The sequence below is a fragment of the Streptomyces cinnabarinus genome, assembly GCF_027270315.1.
GTDB classification, from domain to species: Bacteria; Actinomycetota; Actinomycetes; order Streptomycetales; family Streptomycetaceae; genus Streptomyces; species Streptomyces cinnabarinus.
Genome location: NZ_CP114413.1, coordinates 6,426,664 through 6,442,215, shown reverse-complemented (window position 1 = coordinate 6,442,215; position 15,552 = coordinate 6,426,664). Strand labels below are relative to the sequence as shown.

The 15,552-nt window shown below is 70.3% G+C and carries 14 protein-coding genes; 4 read left to right on the top strand and 10 right to left on the bottom strand.

The window, feature by feature from the left end:
* Positions 1–69 precede the first annotated feature (69 nt).
* Complete coding sequence (locus tag STRCI_RS29360) at positions 70–912, top strand: phosphatase PAP2 family protein (protein WP_269661959.1); 843 nt, start codon at positions 70–72, stop codon at positions 910–912.
* Here the strand turns inward: STRCI_RS29360 and STRCI_RS29355 are convergent.
* From STRCI_RS29355 to STRCI_RS29320, 8 genes are all read right to left on the bottom strand, one after another.
* Complete coding sequence (locus STRCI_RS29355; RefSeq protein WP_269661958.1) at positions 851–2,644, bottom strand: chitinase; 1,794 nt, start codon at positions 2,642–2,644, stop codon at positions 851–853. The two genes, STRCI_RS29360 and STRCI_RS29355, sit on opposite strands and share 62 nt — an antisense overlap.
* A gap of 69 nt (positions 2,645–2,713) precedes the next feature.
* A complete protein-coding gene (locus tag STRCI_RS29350) occupies positions 2,714–3,172 on the bottom strand; it encodes a bifunctional DNA primase/polymerase (RefSeq protein WP_269661957.1) in 459 nt (152 codons plus the stop codon).
* 104 nt (positions 3,173–3,276) lie between these two features.
* Positions 3,277–4,695 (bottom strand): NAD(P)/FAD-dependent oxidoreductase, encoded by a 1,419-nt coding sequence (locus tag STRCI_RS29345; protein ID WP_269661956.1) that lies wholly within the window; start codon positions 4,693–4,695, stop codon positions 3,277–3,279.
* Positions 4,696–4,730: 35 nt separating this feature from the next.
* Positions 4,731–5,531, bottom strand: a complete 801-nt coding sequence (locus STRCI_RS29340; RefSeq protein ID WP_269661955.1) for an ABC transporter permease — start codon at positions 5,529–5,531, stop codon at positions 4,731–4,733.
* Positions 5,532–6,458, bottom strand: coding sequence for an ABC transporter permease (locus STRCI_RS29335; protein ID WP_269661954.1), 927 nt, complete (start codon positions 6,456–6,458; stop codon positions 5,532–5,534). It lies immediately after the preceding gene.
* Positions 6,458–7,615: an ABC transporter ATP-binding protein gene (locus STRCI_RS29330; protein ID WP_269661953.1), complete on the bottom strand. Its 1,158-nt coding sequence runs from the start codon at positions 7,613–7,615 to the stop codon at positions 6,458–6,460. The genes STRCI_RS29335 and STRCI_RS29330 overlap by 1 nt, the downstream gene beginning before the upstream one ends.
* On the bottom strand, positions 7,612–8,859 hold the full coding sequence (locus STRCI_RS29325; RefSeq protein ID WP_269661952.1) for a polyamine ABC transporter substrate-binding protein: 1,248 nt from the start codon (positions 8,857–8,859) through the stop codon (positions 7,612–7,614). The genes STRCI_RS29330 and STRCI_RS29325 overlap by 4 nt, the downstream gene beginning before the upstream one ends.
* A 55-nt stretch (positions 8,860–8,914) precedes the next feature.
* Positions 8,915–10,441 carry a gamma-aminobutyraldehyde dehydrogenase gene (locus tag STRCI_RS29320; protein WP_269661951.1) on the bottom strand — a complete coding sequence of 509 codons (1,527 nt, stop codon included), beginning with the start codon at positions 10,439–10,441 and terminating at the stop codon, positions 8,915–8,917.
* A gap of 211 nt (positions 10,442–10,652) precedes the next feature.
* On the opposite strand from STRCI_RS29320, the gene STRCI_RS29315 reads away from it, so the two are divergent.
* Positions 10,653–11,207: an NADAR family protein gene (locus tag STRCI_RS29315; protein ID WP_269661950.1), complete on the top strand. Its 555-nt coding sequence runs from the start codon at positions 10,653–10,655 to the stop codon at positions 11,205–11,207.
* A 77-nt stretch (positions 11,208–11,284) separates the two neighbouring features.
* Here STRCI_RS29315 and STRCI_RS29310 read toward each other — a convergent pair whose 3' ends face one another.
* Complete coding sequence (locus tag STRCI_RS29310) at positions 11,285–11,785, bottom strand: DUF4190 domain-containing protein (RefSeq protein ID WP_269661949.1); 501 nt, start codon at positions 11,783–11,785, stop codon at positions 11,285–11,287.
* A gap of 332 nt (positions 11,786–12,117) precedes the next feature.
* On the opposite strand from STRCI_RS29310, the gene STRCI_RS29305 reads away from it, so the two are divergent.
* Entirely contained in the window at positions 12,118–13,212 is a 1,095-nt protein-coding gene (locus STRCI_RS29305) for an adenosine deaminase (protein ID WP_418953388.1), read from the top strand.
* A gap of 8 nt (positions 13,213–13,220) precedes the next feature.
* Positions 13,221–13,949, top strand: a complete 729-nt coding sequence (locus STRCI_RS29300) for a glycerophosphodiester phosphodiesterase (RefSeq protein ID WP_269661948.1) — start codon at positions 13,221–13,223, stop codon at positions 13,947–13,949.
* Here the strand turns inward: STRCI_RS29300 and STRCI_RS29295 are convergent.
* A complete protein-coding gene (locus STRCI_RS29295) occupies positions 13,894–15,531 on the bottom strand; it encodes an RNA polymerase sigma factor (RefSeq protein WP_269661947.1) in 1,638 nt (545 codons plus the stop codon). The two genes, STRCI_RS29300 and STRCI_RS29295, sit on opposite strands and share 56 nt — an antisense overlap.
* Between the last annotated feature and the right edge of the window lie 21 nt (positions 15,532–15,552).

The window sequence follows — 15,552 nt, the reverse complement described above, 5'->3', positions numbered from 1 at the left end:
ACTGTCTTGGGCCCACCCCCTGTCGTAGGTTCTACCCAGATGAGAGATACACCCCGCCCACAGGGGACTGTGGGCGACATCAGGCCGGGGCCTCCCCAGCTTCGACCTGGTCGTGCCCTCGCGCACACAACCGGGGCCACTGGCTCCGGATCTCCTCACCGATCGGACAGTCGCCCGCCCCAAACCCCCCGGGGCGCGCGACCACCCGGTCCGGACGGCCGTCTCGGAACTACCCCCCCTGTTCCGGGACGGCCGACCTCCCTTCTGGGGCTTCTCGGACTCCTGGGGCTTCCCGCCCTGCTCTTCGCGCTCAGCACCTGGCAGGTCGTGGCCGACGGCCCGCTGGTGCGGGTGGACGAGCGGCTCAGCCGAGCACTCGTCCACCCCGACCGCGTCTCCGAACTCCTCTCCGACCTGGGCAACGTCCAGGTCGCGGTGCCCGTCATGCTGGCCGGCCTGGCCTGTGCGGCCCGGTGGTCCCGGCGGGCCGGCAGCGACCGCTGGTGGTGGCCGCCGACGGCCGCGGCCCTGCTCATGGCCCTGGTCCCGGCGCTGGTCGTCCCCGTCAAGGTGCTCACCGACCGCCCCGGCACCCCGGCCGTCCCTCCGGCCGCCGGTTACTTCCCCTCCGGCCACACCGCGACCGCCGTCATCGCCTACGGCGCCGCGACCCTGCTCCTCCTCCCCTGGCTGCAGTCCACGGCGGCCCGCCGCGCTCTGGTGACCCTGTGCGCCGCGCTGGTGCTCGGCGTCTCCTACGGTCTGGTCCGGCGCGGCTACCACTGGCCACTGGACGTCGTGGCCAGTTGGTGCCTCGGCACGGTCCTGCTGACCGGCTTCGTCCTCGTCGTCAGCCGAAGTAGCCGTCGAAGGTCCGCTGGAACTCCCAGTTCGAGTACCGGTCCCAGTTGATCGACCAGGTCATCAGGCCGCGCAGGGCGGGCCAGGTGCCGTGGGTGGCGTACGAGCCGCAGTTCACCTTCCTCGTCAGGCAGTCGAGGGTCTTCACCACCTCGGCGGGGGCCACATGGCCGTTGCCCGCGTTGGTGGACGCGGGCATGCCGATCGCCACCTGGTCCGGGCGCAGCGGCGGGAAGACGTTGTTCGCGTCGCCCGCGACCGGGAAGCCGGTGAGCAGCATGTCGGTCATGGCGATGTGGAAGTCGGCGCCGCCCATGGAGTGGTACTGGTTGTCCAGGCCCATGATCGGGCCCGAGTTGTAGTCCTGGACGTGCAGCAGAGTCAGGGCGTCGCGCAGGGCGTGGATGACCGGGAGGTAGGCGCCCGCCCGCGGGTCCTGGCCGCCCCACTTGCCGGTGCCGTAGTACTGGTAGCCGAGCTGCACGAAGAAGGTCTCCGGGGCCATCGTCAGCACGAAGTCGGCGCCGTATCGGGCCTTGAGGGTCTTCACGGCCGAGATCAGGTTCACGATCACCGGGGTCTTCGGGTTCTTGAAGTCGGTGTCGTCGGCGTTCAGGGAGAGCGAGTGGCCCTCGAAGTCGATGTCGAGCCCGTCGAGGCCGTACTCGTCGATGATCTTCGAGACCGAGGACACGAAGGTGTCGCGGGCCGCGGTCGTCGACAGCTGGACCTGGCCGTTCTGGCCGCCGATCGAGATCAGCACCTTCTTGCCCGCCGCCTGCTTGGCGCGGATCGCGGCCTTGAAGTCGGCATCGCTCTCCACGTTCGGGCACTCCGCGGCCGGGCAGCGGTCGAAGCGGATGTCGCCCGAGGTGACCGAGGTCGGCTCGCCGAAGGCCAGGTCGATGACGTCCCAGCTGTCGGGGACGTCGGCGAGCCGGGTGTAGCCGGAGCCGTTGGCGAAGCTGGCGTGGAGATAGCCGACGAGGGCGTGCGGCGGGAGGTCGGTGTCGCCGCCTCCGCCCGCGGTGGTGGTCGCGGTGACGGTGGCCGACTTCGCGGACTCACCGGCGTCGTTCACCGCGGCGACCTGGAAGGCGTACGCCGTCTGCGGGGACAGTCCGGTCACCGTCGCCGAAGTGCCGCTCACCGTCTGGACCTTGACTCCGTCGCGGTAGACGGCGTAGCTCGTGGCGCCGCTCGCCGCGGTCCAGGACAGGGCGACGCTGGAGGAGGTGACCGTGCCGGTGCGCAGTCCGGTGGGCGGGGCCGGCGGCCGGCCGGGGTCGACGGACGGGCCGACCAGGGAGATGTCGTCGGCGTGGTAGGCACCGGTGCCGTACCAGCCGTGGGTGTAGATCGTGACCCTGGTGGTGGACGGGCCGGTGCGGAAAGTGGTGCTGAGCTGCTGCCAGTTGGGAGCGGACTGGGTCCAGGCCGAGACGTCGGTGGTGCCGGTGCCGCCGGCGCCGAGGTAGACGTAGGAGCCCCGGACGTATCCGGCGAGGGTGTACTGGGAGTCCGGTTTCACGGTCACGGTCTGCGCGCACCGGGCGTTGTCGCTGCCGGCCGGGGTCGCCTGGAGCGCCGAACTGCCGCTGCGCACGGGTGAGGTGACGGTGGTGCCTGCCGTGCAGGTCCAGCCGTCGAGTCCGGACTCGAAGCCTCCGTTCCTGGCCAGGTCCGCGTCGGCCGCACGGGCGGCCGACGAGAGCGCGGTGATGCCGGTTCCGGCCAGCAGAGTGGCCGTGAGCACGGCGACGAAAGGTCTGGAGCGGTCCACAAGTGCCTCCGGGCATGGGGGATTTGGAGGGCAGGATCGCGCTCAACTTGGTCCAGACCAATCAGCTTGTCAAGACCTGTCGCCCTCCTCGGTGGCCAGACCCGCAGCCGCCTCGTGCATGGCCAGTTCGAGCAAGGCCGGGTCGGTAAGGGTGCCGGAGCCGTCCGGTGTGACCAGCCAGCGCACGGCTCCGGTGGACCGCCCGGGGTACGGCACCACGATCCAGGTACCGGCCCCGGCCGTACGGATACCGGTGCCGAGCCACCGGGCCGCAGTACCCGGCGGTACGAAGAAGCCCATCCGTGAGTCGCCGAAGTCGACGAGCACCGGTCCTGGCCGGTCGAGGAGGCGGGTCAGCACATCGAGCGTCGGGTAGCCCAGCTCACCCGGCAGGATGAGCACGTCCCAGGCTTTCCCGGCGGGCAGCAGCGCGACCCCCAGCGAATTGCGCTCCCACTCCCAGCGGCAGGCCTCGGGATCCGGTGCCACGGACGCGAGCCACTCGACCGCCGTCTTCGCCCCTGTCATGACGGGGACCTCCCTCTTTCCGTCGTGGACGCCTTGTGCGTCACGAGGGAGAGGGAGGTCCCTGCCGGGCATTACGCGGGTTCCGGGAACTTTTTGAAGTTGCGTCAGCTGTCGAAGCCCAGCCCCAGCCGGTCCATCGCCTTCAGCCACAGGTTGCGCCGCCCGCCGTGCGCGTCGGCGCGGGCCAGCGACCACTTGGTCAGCGCGATCCCGGTCCAGGCGAACGGCTCCGGCGGGAAGGGCAGCGGCTTCTTGCGGACCATCTCCAGCTCGGTGCGCTCGGTGGGCTCACCCGCCAGCAGGTCCAGCATCACGTCCGCGCCGAACCGGGTGGCGCCGACGCCGAGGCCGGTGAAGCCTGCCGCGTAGGCCACCTTGCCCTGGTGGGCGGTGCCGAAGAACGCCGAGAAGCGCGAGCAGGTGTCGATGGCGCCGCCCCAGGCGTGCGTGAAGTTCACGCCCTCCAGCTGCGGGAAGCAGGTGAAGAAGTGCCCGGCGAGCTTGGCGTACGTCTCCGGGCGGTCGTCGTACTCGGCGCGCACCCGGCCGCCGTACGGATAGATCGCGTCGTAGCCGCCCCACAGGATCCGGTTGTCGGCGGAGAGCCGGAAGTAGTGGAACTGGTTCGCGCTGTCGCCGAGGCCCTGCCGGTTCCGCCAGCCGATCTCCTTCAGCTGGTCGTCGGTGAGCGGCTCGGTCATCAGGGCGTAGTCGTAGACGGGGACGGTGAAGGCGCGCACCCGCTTGACCAGGTTCGGGAAGATGTTGGTGCCGAGGGCGACCTGGCGGGCGCGGATCTGCCCGTAGGGGGTGCGGACGGCCATTCCGGCGCCGTACGGCTTCAGGCTGAGGGCGGGTGTGTGCTCGTGGACGCGGACGCCGAGCCGGACGCACGCCTCCTTCAGGCCCCAGACCAGCTTGGCCGGGTTGAGCATGGCGACGCCCCGGCGGTCGTAAAGCCCCGCCTGGAAGGTCGGGGAGGCAACCTGTTCCTGCACCGCGTCGGCGTCCAGGAACTCCACGCCCTCGGCGAGGCCCCGGCGCTCGATCTCCTCGTACCAGTCCCGCAGTTCCAACGCCTGGTAGGACTCGGTGGCGACGTCGATCTCACCGGTGCGCTCGAAGTCACAGTCGATGCCGTGCCGGGCGACCGCCGCCTCGATCTCGTCGAGGTTGCGGGCGCCCAGCTCCTCCAGCTTGTGGATCTCGTCCGGCCAGCGGGCCAGCCCGTTGGGCAGACCGTGGGTGAGGGAGGCGGCGCAGAAGCCGCCGTTGCGGCCCGAGGCGGCCCAGCCCACCTCGCGGCCCTCCAGCAGGACGACATCCCGCCGCGGGTCGCGCTCCTTGGCCAGGAGCGCGGTCCACAGTCCGCTGTACCCGCCGCCGACGACCAGCAGATCGCAGGTCTCGGCGCCGGTGAGCGCGGGCTCGGGGTGGGGCCTGCCGGGGTCGTCCAGCCAGTACGGAACCGGCTGCGCTTCAGAAAGTGCCTTTGTCCAACGGCTCATGGCGCTTGGGGCCATGATTTCAACTCCCTACAGAGGGTGTTCGAAAAGGGCTATGCCTTTTGCTTGTTACGGCGGTTGCTGATGACCATGGAGGTCAGGACCAGCAGTACGGCGATCAGGAACATGGCCGTACCGATGACATTGATCTGGACGGGCGTGCCGCGCTGGGCCGAGCCCCAGACGAACATGGGGAAGGTGACGGTCGAGCCCGCGTTGAAGTTGGTGATGATGAAATCGTCGAAGGAGAGCGCGAAGGCGAGCAGCGCGCCCGCGGCGATTCCGGGTGCCGCGATCGGCAGGGTGACCCTGACGAAGGTCTGGAAGGGGCCGGCGTAGAGGTCCTGCGCGGCCTGCTCCAGCCTCGGGTCCATCGACATGACGCGCGCCTTGACGGCCGTCACGACGAAGCTGAGGCAGAACATGATGTGGGCGATGAGAATCGTCCAGAAGCCCAGCTGGACACCCATGTTGAGGAACAGGGTGAGCAGCGAGGCGGCCATGACGACCTCGGGCATCGCCATCGGCATGAAGATCAGCGAGTTGACCGCGCCGCGCGCCCGGAACCGGTAGCGGACCAGGGCGAAGGCGATCATCGCGCCGAGCACGGTGGCGCCCAGCGTCGACCAGAGGGCGATCTGGAGGCTGAGGGTCAGCGAGTCGCACAGCCCCGAGACCCCGCAGGGATCGGTCCAGGCCTCGGTGGAGAACTCCTGCCACGCGTAGTTGAAGCGCCCCTTCGGGTTGTTGAAGGAGAACACCGTCACGACGACATTGGGCAGCAGCAGATATCCGAGCGTGATAAGGCCCGCGATGACGACGAAATGACGCTTGAGCCAGTTGACGAAGGCCATTTAAACCAGATCCTCCGTCCCCGACTTGCGGATGTAGAGCGTGACCATGATGAGGATCGCGAACATCAGGATGAAGGAGAGCGCCGCCGCCGTCGGATAGTCGAGAATCCTGAGGAACTGCGACTGGATGACATTGCCGATCATCCGGGTGTCGGTGGAGCCGAGCAGATCGGCGTTGACGTAGTCACCGGCGGCCGGGATGAAGGTGAGCAGTGTCCCGGAGACGACACCGGGCATCGACAGCGGGAAGGTGACCTTCCTGAAGGTCGTGCTCGGCTTGGCGTACAAGTCGTTCGCGGCCTCGTGCAGCCGGCCGTCGATACGCTCCAGCGAGGTGTAGAGCGGCAGGATCATGAACGGCAGGAAGTTGTACGTCAGACCGCAGACGACCGCGAGCGGGGTGGCCAGCACCCGGTCCCCGGCGGTCATGCCGAGCCAGCTGGTGACGTCGAGGACGTGCAGCGAGTTGAGCGCGCCGACGACCGGGCCGCCGTCCGCGAGGATCGTCTTCCAGGCGAGTGTGCGGATCAGGAAGCTGGTGAAGAACGGGGCGATCACCAGGATCATGATCAGGTTCCGCCAGCGGCCGGCCCGGAAGGCGATCAGATACGCCAGCGGATAGCCCAGCAGCAGACACAGGATCGTCGCGGAACCGGCGTACAGAACCGACCGCAGGAACTGCGGGTAGTACTCGGTCAGCGCGTCCCAGTACGTGGCGAAGTGCCAGGTGACCTCGTAGCCCTCCTCCAGCGAGCCGGTCTGCACCGAGGTGGAGGCCTGGTAGACCATCGGCAGCGCGAAGAACACCAGCAGCCAGGCGAGTCCGGGCAGCAGCAGGAGGTACGGCGTCCAGCGGCCCCGCTTGCGCGGGGGCTTCGCCTTCTCGGGGGCCGGCGCCACGGGCGGCGCCTCGGTGACCGTCGCCATCAGACCGCCTCTTCCTGGATGCCCGCGTCGATGTCCTGGGCGGCGTCCAGGCCGAAGGTGTGCGCCGGGTTCCAGTGCAGGACGACATCGGCGCCGGGCACCAGCCGGGCGTCCCGGTCGACGTTCTGGACGTAGACCGCGAGCTCGGGGCAGACGGGGCTGTCGATGACGTACTGCGTGGAGACACCGATGAAGGAGGCGTCGGCGATCTTGCCGGTGACGCGGTTGCGGCCCTCCGGGATCTCGCCGGCGTCGTCCGCGTGCGCGAGGGAGATCTTCTCCGGGCGCACCCCGACCAGTACCTTGCCGCCGGTCGTGGTGGGCGCCGAGCAGCGCTGCGAAGGCAGCGAGAGCTTGCCGCCACCGGCCTTGACGACGATCTCGTCGCCGCTCTTGGTGTCGACCTCGGCCTCGATGAGGTTGGAGGTGCCGAGGAAGTTGGCGACGAAGGTGGTCCGCGGGTTCTCGTACAGGTCGGCGGGGGCGCCGAGCTGCTCGACCCGGCCCGCGTTCATCACGGCGACCGTGTCGGCCATGGTCATGGCCTCCTCCTGGTCGTGCGTGACATGCACGAAGGTGATGCCGACCTCGGTCTGGATCCGCTTGAGCTCCAGCTGCATCTGGCGGCGCAGCTTGAGGTCGAGGGCGCCGAGCGGCTCGTCGAGCAGCAGCACCTTGGGGGTGTTGATCAGCGCGCGGGCGACGGCGACCCGCTGCTGCTGGCCGCCGGAGAGCTGGTGCGGCTTCTTGCGGGCCTGCTCGCCGAGCTGGACCAGCTCCAGCATCTCCTCGACCTGCTTCTTCACGCTCTTGATGCCGCGTCGGCGCAGGCCGAAGGCGACGTTCTCGAAGATGTCGAGGTGCGGGAAGAGGGCATAGGACTGGAAGACGGTGTTCACCGGCCGCTTGTAGGGCGGCAGCCGGGTGACGTCCTGGTCGCCGAGGAAGACGGTGCCGGCGGTCGGCTCCTCAAGTCCCGCGATCATGCGCAGTGTTGTCGTCTTGCCGCAGCCGGACGCGCCGAGCAGGGCGAAGAAGGAGCCCTGCGGCACGGTCAGGTCCAGCGGGTGTACGGCGGTGAAGTCGCCGTAGGTCTTGCTGATGCCCGTGAGGCGGACGTCGCCGGTGTTGTCGTTCTGGTTCGTCACGTCGGTCACGCCCCCGTCAGCTTCGCGAACTTCGTTTCAAATGCGGTCTCTTCCTTCGAGCTCAGCGAGCGGAAGGCGCGGGACTTCGCGGCCATGGCCTTGTCCGGGATGATCAGCGGGTTGTTCGCCGCGTCCTCGTCGATCTTCGCCAGCTCCTCCTTGGCCCCTTCGACGGGACACACGAAGTTGATGTACGCGGCGAGTTCGGCGGCCGCCTGCGGCTCGAAGTAGTAGTCGATGAGCCGTTCGGCGTTGGTCTTGTGCCGGGCCTTGTTGGGGACCAGCAGGTTGTCGGTCGACGTCATGTATCCGCTGTCCGGGATGATGAAGTCGATGTCCGGGCTGTCCGCCTTGAGCTGGACGACGTCTCCGGCCCAGGCGACACAGGCGGCGAAGTCACCGCTGGACAGGTCGGCGGTGTAGTCGTTGCCGGTGAAGCGGCGGATCTGGCCCTTGTCGACGGCCTTCTGCATCCGCGCGATGGCCGCGTCGAAGTCGTCGTCGGTGAAGTCGCCCGGGTCCTTGCCCATGTCGAGCAGGGTCATGCCGACGCTGTCGCGCATCTCGGACAGGAACCCGACCCGGCCCTTGAGCTTGGGGTTGTCCAGCAGATCGGAGAGCGTCTTCACCTCGACGCCGTCCAGCGCCTTCTTGTTGTAGGCGATGACGGTCGAAATGCCCTGCCAGACATAGGAGTACGCGCGGCCCGGGTCCCAGTCCGGGGAGCGGAACTGCGGGGACAGGTTGGCGTAGGCGTTCGGCAGGTTGGACGGGTCCAGTTTCTGGACCCAGCCGAGACGGATCAGCCGGGCGGCGAGCCAGTCGGTGACACAGATGAGGTCGCGCCCGGTGTCCTGGCCGGCCGCCAGCTGCGGCTTGATCTTGCCGAAGAACTCGACGTTGTCGTTGATGTCCTCGGTGTACTTGACCTTGATGCCGGTCCGCTCGTTGAACGCGTCGAGCGTGGGGTGGTGCTTCCCGCTCTCGTCGACGTCCATGTACTCGGTCCAGTTGGAGAAGCTGACGGTCTTCTCCTTGGCCGAGCGGTCGTCCGAGGACTGTCCGCCCTCGGTCTTGCCCGCGGCCGGGATGCCGCAGGCGCTCAGCGTTCCCAGACCGCCGACCGCGAGTGCGCCGCCGGCGGACGCGCGCAGCATCGAACGGCGGCTGAGAGACGCCCTGCCGTTGCGGAGGCTGCGCCGCATGGCGGCCACTTGGGCCGGGGAGAGGCGGTCGGGCTCGAACTGCTCCATGCGCGTGGTGCCCTTTCCGGTGTTCGTCGGCCGCTGGTCGGGCAGCCTGGTTCGGCTAACGGTCCCCGAAGATCGTGCGGTGCCAGTCCTTCCTGGCGACCGCGGTGTTGTCGAACATGACGTGCTTGATCTGCGTGTACTCCTCGAAGGAGTAGGTTGACATGTCCTTGCCGAAGCCGGACGCCTTGTAGCCGCCGTGCGGCATCTCGCTGATGATCGGGATGTGGTCGTTCACCCACACACAGCCCGCCTTGATCTCGCGGGTGGCGCGGTTGGCCCGGTAGACGTCCCGGCTCCAGGCGGAGGCGGCCAGCCCGTAGGGCGTGTCATTGGCGAGCGCGAGCCCCTCGTCGTCGGAGTCGAAGGGCAGGACGACGAGGACGGGACCGAAGATCTCGGACTGCACGATCTCGCTGTCCTGGGCCGCGTCGGCGACGAGGGTCGGCCGGTAGTAGGCACCCTTGCCTTCGGGGATCTCCCCACCGGTGACCACGCGCGCGTAGGCCCGCGCACGCTCGACGAACCCGGCGACCCGGTCCCGCTGCGCATGGGAGATGAGCGGACCGAGGTCGGTCCCGGCGACGAAGGGATCACCGAGCCGCACGCTCTCCATCAGCGCGGCGGTCCGCTCCACGAACGCCTCGTACAACGGCCGCTGCACGTACGCGCGCGTAGCTGCCGTGCAGTCCTGCCCGGTGTTGATGAGAGCGCCCGCGACAGCTCCGTTGGCGGCGGCCTCCAGATCGGCGTCGTCGAAGACCACGAAAGGTGCCTTGCCGCCGAGCTCCAGGTGGATCCGCTTCACGGTGGCCGTGGCGATCTCGGCGACCCGCTTGCCGACCGCGGTGGACCCGGTGAAGGAGGTCATGGCGACGTCCGGGTGGCCGACGAGGTGCTCGCCCGCCTCCTTCCCCGTCCCGGTGACGATGTTGACGACACCGTCGGGAAGCCCGGCCTCGGTGCACGCCTCGGCGAACAGCAGTGAGGTCAGCGGGGTCAGCTCGGCGGGCTTGAGCACGATGGTGTTGCCCGCGGCGATGGCCGGAAGGATCTTCCAGGCGGCCATCTGGAGCGGGTAGTTCCACGGAGCGATGGACCCGACGACACCGATGGGCTCACGCCGCACATACGACGTGTGGTCCCCGGAGTACTCCCCCGCCGACTGCCCCTGGAGATGCCGGGCGGCACCCGCGAAGAAGGCGGTGTTGTCAATGGTCCCGGGCACATCGAACTCGCGGGTCAGCTTCAGCGGCTTGCCGCACTGGAGGGACTCGGCGCGGGCGAACTCCTCGGCACGCTCGGCGAGGACGGCGGCCAGCTTGTGCAGCGCGTCGGAGCGCTCGCCCGGGGTGGCCCCGGACCAGGCGGGGAAGGCCGCGCAGGCGGCGGCGACGGCGGCGTCCACATCCGCGGCGCCGGCCAGCTCGTAGTCGAGTACCTCCTCCCCGGTGGCCGGGTCGACGACCGCGTGGGTGCGGCCGGAGGTGCCCTGGGTGTAGCGGCCCGCGATGTACTGCGCACCGGCGGCGAAGCGCTCACGCGCGGGGAATCGTTCCGGGATGGTGTTGCCCGGGTTGTGCATGTCGCTCTCCTCCGCCTTCGCCCCGCTGTCCACGGGGGCGGGTGGCGTAGCTCCAGCTCGATTTGAGTGCCGATCCTGACAGAGCAAGAGGACTCCAACAAGTGATTCCGTTGTTGCCTTTTGGTTACGCGACGGAATCTGTCGACCAGGTGTCGAGTGAACGGGAAAAAGCCAGGACGGTGTGTCAGTGGTGCGTGCCACACTCGCGTGCATGGGAAAGATCGATTCTCGGGATGCCCTGGTCAGGGAGGTCCGCGCGGGGACACCTGTCAAGTATCTGCACTTCTGGGGGCACCGGCCGAGACCCGACGGCCGCATCGGAGCGAGTTGCCTGAGCCAGTGGTGGCCGTCCCCGTTCACCGTGGACGGCGTGGTGTACGCGACGGCCGAGCACTGGATGATGGCCGGAAAGGCCCGCCTCTTCGCCGACCCCGAGGCCGAACGTCAGGTCCTTGCGGCGGAGCACCCCTCACAGGCGAAGAACGCGGGCCGTTCGGTACGCGCCTTCGACGAGGAGACCTGGGCGCGCGAGCGGTTCGACATCGTCGTAGAGGGCAGCGTCCACAAGTTCGCCTCCAACGAGGCCCTGCGCACGTACCTCCTCGGCACCGGCAACCGGGTCCTGGTCGAGGCGAGCCCCGTGGACCGGGTCTGGGGCATCGGCCTCGCGGCGAACGACGACGGAGCCATGGACCCGCAGCGCTGGCGAGGACCGAACCTGCTGGGCTTCGCGCTGATGGAGGCACGGGAGAAACTGCGAGGCTAACCGCTTTCCGCCCGTTGGGGCACCCCCTCTGGGGGAGTTCGAGGACGAGGCCCCTTGAGGGCCGACGGCGGGGGTCCCTACCGCGTGGCGATCACGAACGCCAGCATCGCGAACCCGAGCACGATCCCCGCCGCGCCACAGATCGTCCCGGCCAGCGCCTGCCCACCATTCGTGGCCTCGCCCCGCTGAGCCTTCCCCCGCCCGATCAACCCGAAGATCAGCGCGAGCACACCGAGCACGATCGCCACCGGCCACAGACAGAACACCCCGGCCGAGATGATCCCGAGCACCAGCCCGGTCGTACCCATGCCGTTGCTGGGCAGGGGGTGCATGCCGGCATAGGGGTAACCACCGCCGGGGTAGCCGTACCCACCGGGAGAGCCGTACGTCCCCGGGTAGCCGTAGGGAACCTGCCCGGGCCCGTCCGGGGCTATGGGCGGCGGCGGCACGGGATCACCGTAGGACGGCTGAGGAGCCGCGGGCGGCGCGAAGGGGTTGACCGGAGCGGACCAGGCCGGCGGCTGCGCGTCCGGCACCCCGGGACCCTGCATCGACGTCACGGTCTGCTGATCGTGCACGGAGGGTGCACCGGGCGCCGAGGGAGACGGCCACACGGCCGCCCCGGAAGGCATGGTGTACCCGGCCCCCTCCGGCGGCGCCCAAGGATCCGGTTCCGCCCGGGGCACCGAGCCGCCCGCCCCTTCCGAACCGCCCCCGGAGTTCCCCGGCGCACCCGGCGTCGTCGTGTCCTCGGACATGCGCGGGTCCCCCTCCCTCTACGTGCCGTCATGCTACGGCGCCGCACCGGAGCACGCGGCCCCGGCCTACGATGATCCCGGAGTCACCGATCAGCCGATCACCCGCGTCCCGCCGCACTCCGGCAGGAGGACGCCGTTCCCGGGGAGGAACCTTGACCGACCACACCGCCGCCGGCAGCGCAGGCACCCCGAAGGACCTGCGGGACCTGCAGGACCCGCACGACCTGCACGCCTTCATCGCCGGACTGCCCAAGGCCGAACTGCACGTCCACCACGTCGGCTCCGCCTCCCCGCGCATCGTCTCGGAGCTGGCCGCCCGCCACCCCGACTCCCGGGTGCCCTCCGACCCCGAGGCCCTGGCCGACTACTTCACCTTCACGGACTTCGCCCACTTCATCGAGGTGTACCTGTCCGTCGTGGACCTGATCCGCACTCCGGAGGACGTCCGCCTGCTGACGTACGAGGTGGCCCGCGACCTGGCCCGGCAGCAGGTGCGGTACGCGGAGCTGACCATCACCCCGTTCTCCTCCACCCGGCGCGGTATCGACGCGCGCGGCTTCATGGACGCGATCGAGGACGCCCGCAAGGCCGCCGAGGCCGAGTTCGGGACCGTGCTGCGCTGGTGCTTCGACATCCCCGGCGAGGCGGGCCTGGAGTCGGCGGAGGAGACCGTACGGCTCGCGACCGACGACCGGCTGCGCCCGCAGGGCCTGGTGTCGTTCGGCCTCGGCGGCCCCGAGATCGGCGTACCGCGGCCGCAGTTCAAGCCGTACTTCGACCGCGCGATCGCCGCGGGCCTGCACTCCGTGCCGCACGCGGGCGAGACGACCGGCCCGGAGACGGTGTGGGACGCCCTGACGCATCTGGGCGCCGAGCGCATCGGGCACGGCACCAGTTCCGCGCAGGACCCGAAGCTCCTGGAGCACCTCGCCGAGCGGCGGATCGCGCTGGAGGTGTGCCCGACCTCCAACATCGCCACCCGCGCGGTGCGCACCCTCGACGAGCACCCCATAAGGGAGTTCGTCCGGGCCGGCGTCCTGGTCACCGTCAACTCCGACGACCCGCCGATGTTCGGCACCGACCTCAACAACGAGTACGCGGTCGCCGCCCGCCTGCTGGAGCTGGACGAGCGTGGCCTCGCCGCACTCGCGCACAACGCGGTCGACGCGTCCTTCCTCGACGAGCCCGGAAAGGCCCGCATCAAGGCCGAGATCGACACGTACACCGCCGCCTGGCTCGCCTCCTGACCGCGCCGATGACGACCGACGTGACCGCGGTCGCCCACCGCGGCGACCCGTACCTGTTCCGCGAGAACACCCTCGACTCCCTGCGCTCGGCGATCAGCAGGGGCGCCGACGCGGTGGAGATCGACGTACGCCTCACCCGGGACGGCGTGCCCGTGCTGCTGCACGACGGGACGCTGAAGCGGCTGTGGGAGGTGGACCGCCCGCTGCGGGAACTGTCGGCCGACGAGGTGCGCGGTGTGACGGCCGACGGGGTGCCGACGCTGGCCGAGGCCCTCGCCGCGACCGACGGGCACCGGGTGATGGTCGACCTGCCCGGCGCCCCGGATCTGCGCACCACACGCCGGATCGTGGATGTCGTGAGGGAGTCGGGGGCCTCCGACCGCGTGTATTACTGCGCGGGCGCCGCCGCCATGCTCGCGGTGCGCGCCGCCGACCCGGCCGCCGAGATCGCGCTGACCTGGACGACGCTGGCGCCACCGCGGCCCGCGCTGCTGGACGCGGTGCGCCCCCGCTGGCTCAACTACCGCTTCCCACTGGTCGGCCGAGACCTCGCCGAGCGCGTCCACAAGGGCGGACACCTGCTGTCCGTCTGGACGCCGGACACCCGCCGCTCGATGCGTCGGCTGATCGGCCTCGGCGTCGACTCGATCACCACGAACCGGATCGACACCCTCCACGCGCTCACACGCGCGAACGCCGCGCCACCGTCGCCGGATCGGCGGGCGTCGCGCGCGTGACGTACTGCGGTACGGGCGCGGTGTCGTCGCCGGTGTCCCGGACCAGTCCGTAGCGGAGGGCGCCCTGGGCCGGGCCGTGGTGGACGTCCTCGTCCACCGCGGCCCGGTCCACGGGCATGACGGTCAGTCCGTAGGAGGCGCCGCGCTCGTTCAGGTGGAGGGTGACGGTGCCGTCGACGTAGAAGTACTCGTTCTGCCACATCTGCTGGGTGCCGTCGGGCAGCACGGTGTACCCGATGTCCGGGCCGCCCATGCCGGTGACGTATCCGCGGTCCGAGCCGTCGCCGATCACGTCGTCCATCCGGCGCCCGCCGCCCGACGCGACATGGAACAGCCTGCCCTTCAGCCCGGTCCAGGTCGGCATGGCCAGCGCGCCGGGCCGGTCGTGCGGGGCGATCTGCCAGCGCACGAGCACATAGCCCCGCCCGTCGAGCGTCACGCTCTCGCCGCGGTGCTGCATGACGGCCTTCGCACCCCAGGTGCTGCTGAGCCCGGACTCGGGCCGCCGCGGCAGGGCACCCGGGTCCGCGCCGGGATCGGGCGCCTGGTCGACGGCGTCGACGACCGACCCGTACGACCGCGCCGTCCGCTGGGGCGCCGGTGACGACGGCGTGGCGGTCGGCGTGGGCGTCGGTGAGCGGGTGGCGGTGGCCGACGTGTTGGGTGCGGCGGCCCGCGGGGGCGGCTCGCCGGAGGGCTGGGTGACGACGTAGGCGCCGCCCGCGACGAGGGCCGCTCCGGCGGTGACGGCGACCACGGGCTGGGTGAGCGCGCCCAGCACCTTGGCGGACCAGCCGACGGATGCGGCCGCGGCGGCCGTCTTGCCGCCGAGGGCGAGGGAGAGCGTGAACCCGACCGGAAGCGGCACCAGGGCGAGTCCGACGAGCAGCCGTTCGGCCGGTACGACGGTCTCGCGCGGGTCGCCGCAGCGGCCGCACCCCCTGATGTGCCGGGCCAGCCGCTTGCGCCAGACGGAGTCCGGGCGGCCGTCCCAGCCTGCGGTGACCTCCCGCAGCCCGGGGCAGGCCCCGTCCAGCGCCCGCACGATGCCCCGCGCGGCCTCCAGCCGTTCCTTCACCCGCTGGACCCGTACCGCGGCGTGCTGCCGGCTGATCCCGGCCGCGGCGGCCAGCTCGCGCCGGGTCAGCTCACCGGCGACCTCCAGCCACCACAGGGACAGCAGCTGCCGGTCCTCGGCGTCGAGCCAGGGCACAGCCTCGGCGACCTCCCGCCGCTGCCCCTCGAGTCCCAGCCGTACGACGGTCAGTTCGGCGAAGTCCTGCTCGACGGCCGCCTCGTCGAGCGGCGAGGTCTGCCGGCGGCGCGCCCGGTCCCGGATCTGCCGCATGGCGATGGCGACCAGCCAGGACCGGAAGCTGTCCGGGTCCCGCAGCGACCCCAGGTTGCCGACCGCCCGCAGCATGGTCTCCTGCACGACGTCGTCCACGTCCGCGTGCCCGTTCAGGGCCCGTCCGACGACGTTGTAGACCAGCGGAAGCCACCCCGCCGTCAACTCGTCGAGCGCACGCCGGTCCCCGGCCTGCGCCGCCGCGATGACGGAGCGCCACTCCCTGCCGTCCACATCCGCCCTTCCTGTGGGAGA

What these genes read in the sequence shown, in the direction of transcription:
- STRCI_RS29320 (WP_269661951.1), bottom strand. Translation starts at nt 10,441, where the DNA reads ATGCACAACCCGGGCAACACCATCCCGGAACGATTCCCCGCGCGTGAG.
- STRCI_RS29300 (WP_269661948.1), top strand. Translation starts at nt 13,221, where the DNA reads ATGACGACCGACGTGACCGCGGTCGCCCACCGCGGCGACCCGTACCTG.
- STRCI_RS29335 (WP_269661954.1), bottom strand. Translation starts at nt 6,458, where the DNA reads ATGGCGACGGTCACCGAGGCGCCGCCCGTGGCGCCGGCCCCCGAGAAG.
- STRCI_RS29315 (WP_269661950.1), top strand. Translation starts at nt 10,653, where the DNA reads ATGGGAAAGATCGATTCTCGGGATGCCCTGGTCAGGGAGGTCCGCGCG.
- STRCI_RS29350 (WP_269661957.1), bottom strand. Translation starts at nt 3,172, where the DNA reads ATGACAGGGGCGAAGACGGCGGTCGAGTGGCTCGCGTCCGTGGCACCG.
- STRCI_RS29340 (WP_269661955.1), bottom strand. Translation starts at nt 5,531, where the DNA reads ATGGCCTTCGTCAACTGGCTCAAGCGTCATTTCGTCGTCATCGCGGGC.
- STRCI_RS29345 (WP_269661956.1), bottom strand. Translation starts at nt 4,695, where the DNA reads ATGGCCCCAAGCGCCATGAGCCGTTGGACAAAGGCACTTTCTGAAGCG.
- STRCI_RS29325 (WP_269661952.1), bottom strand. Translation starts at nt 8,859, where the DNA reads ATGGAGCAGTTCGAGCCCGACCGCCTCTCCCCGGCCCAAGTGGCCGCC.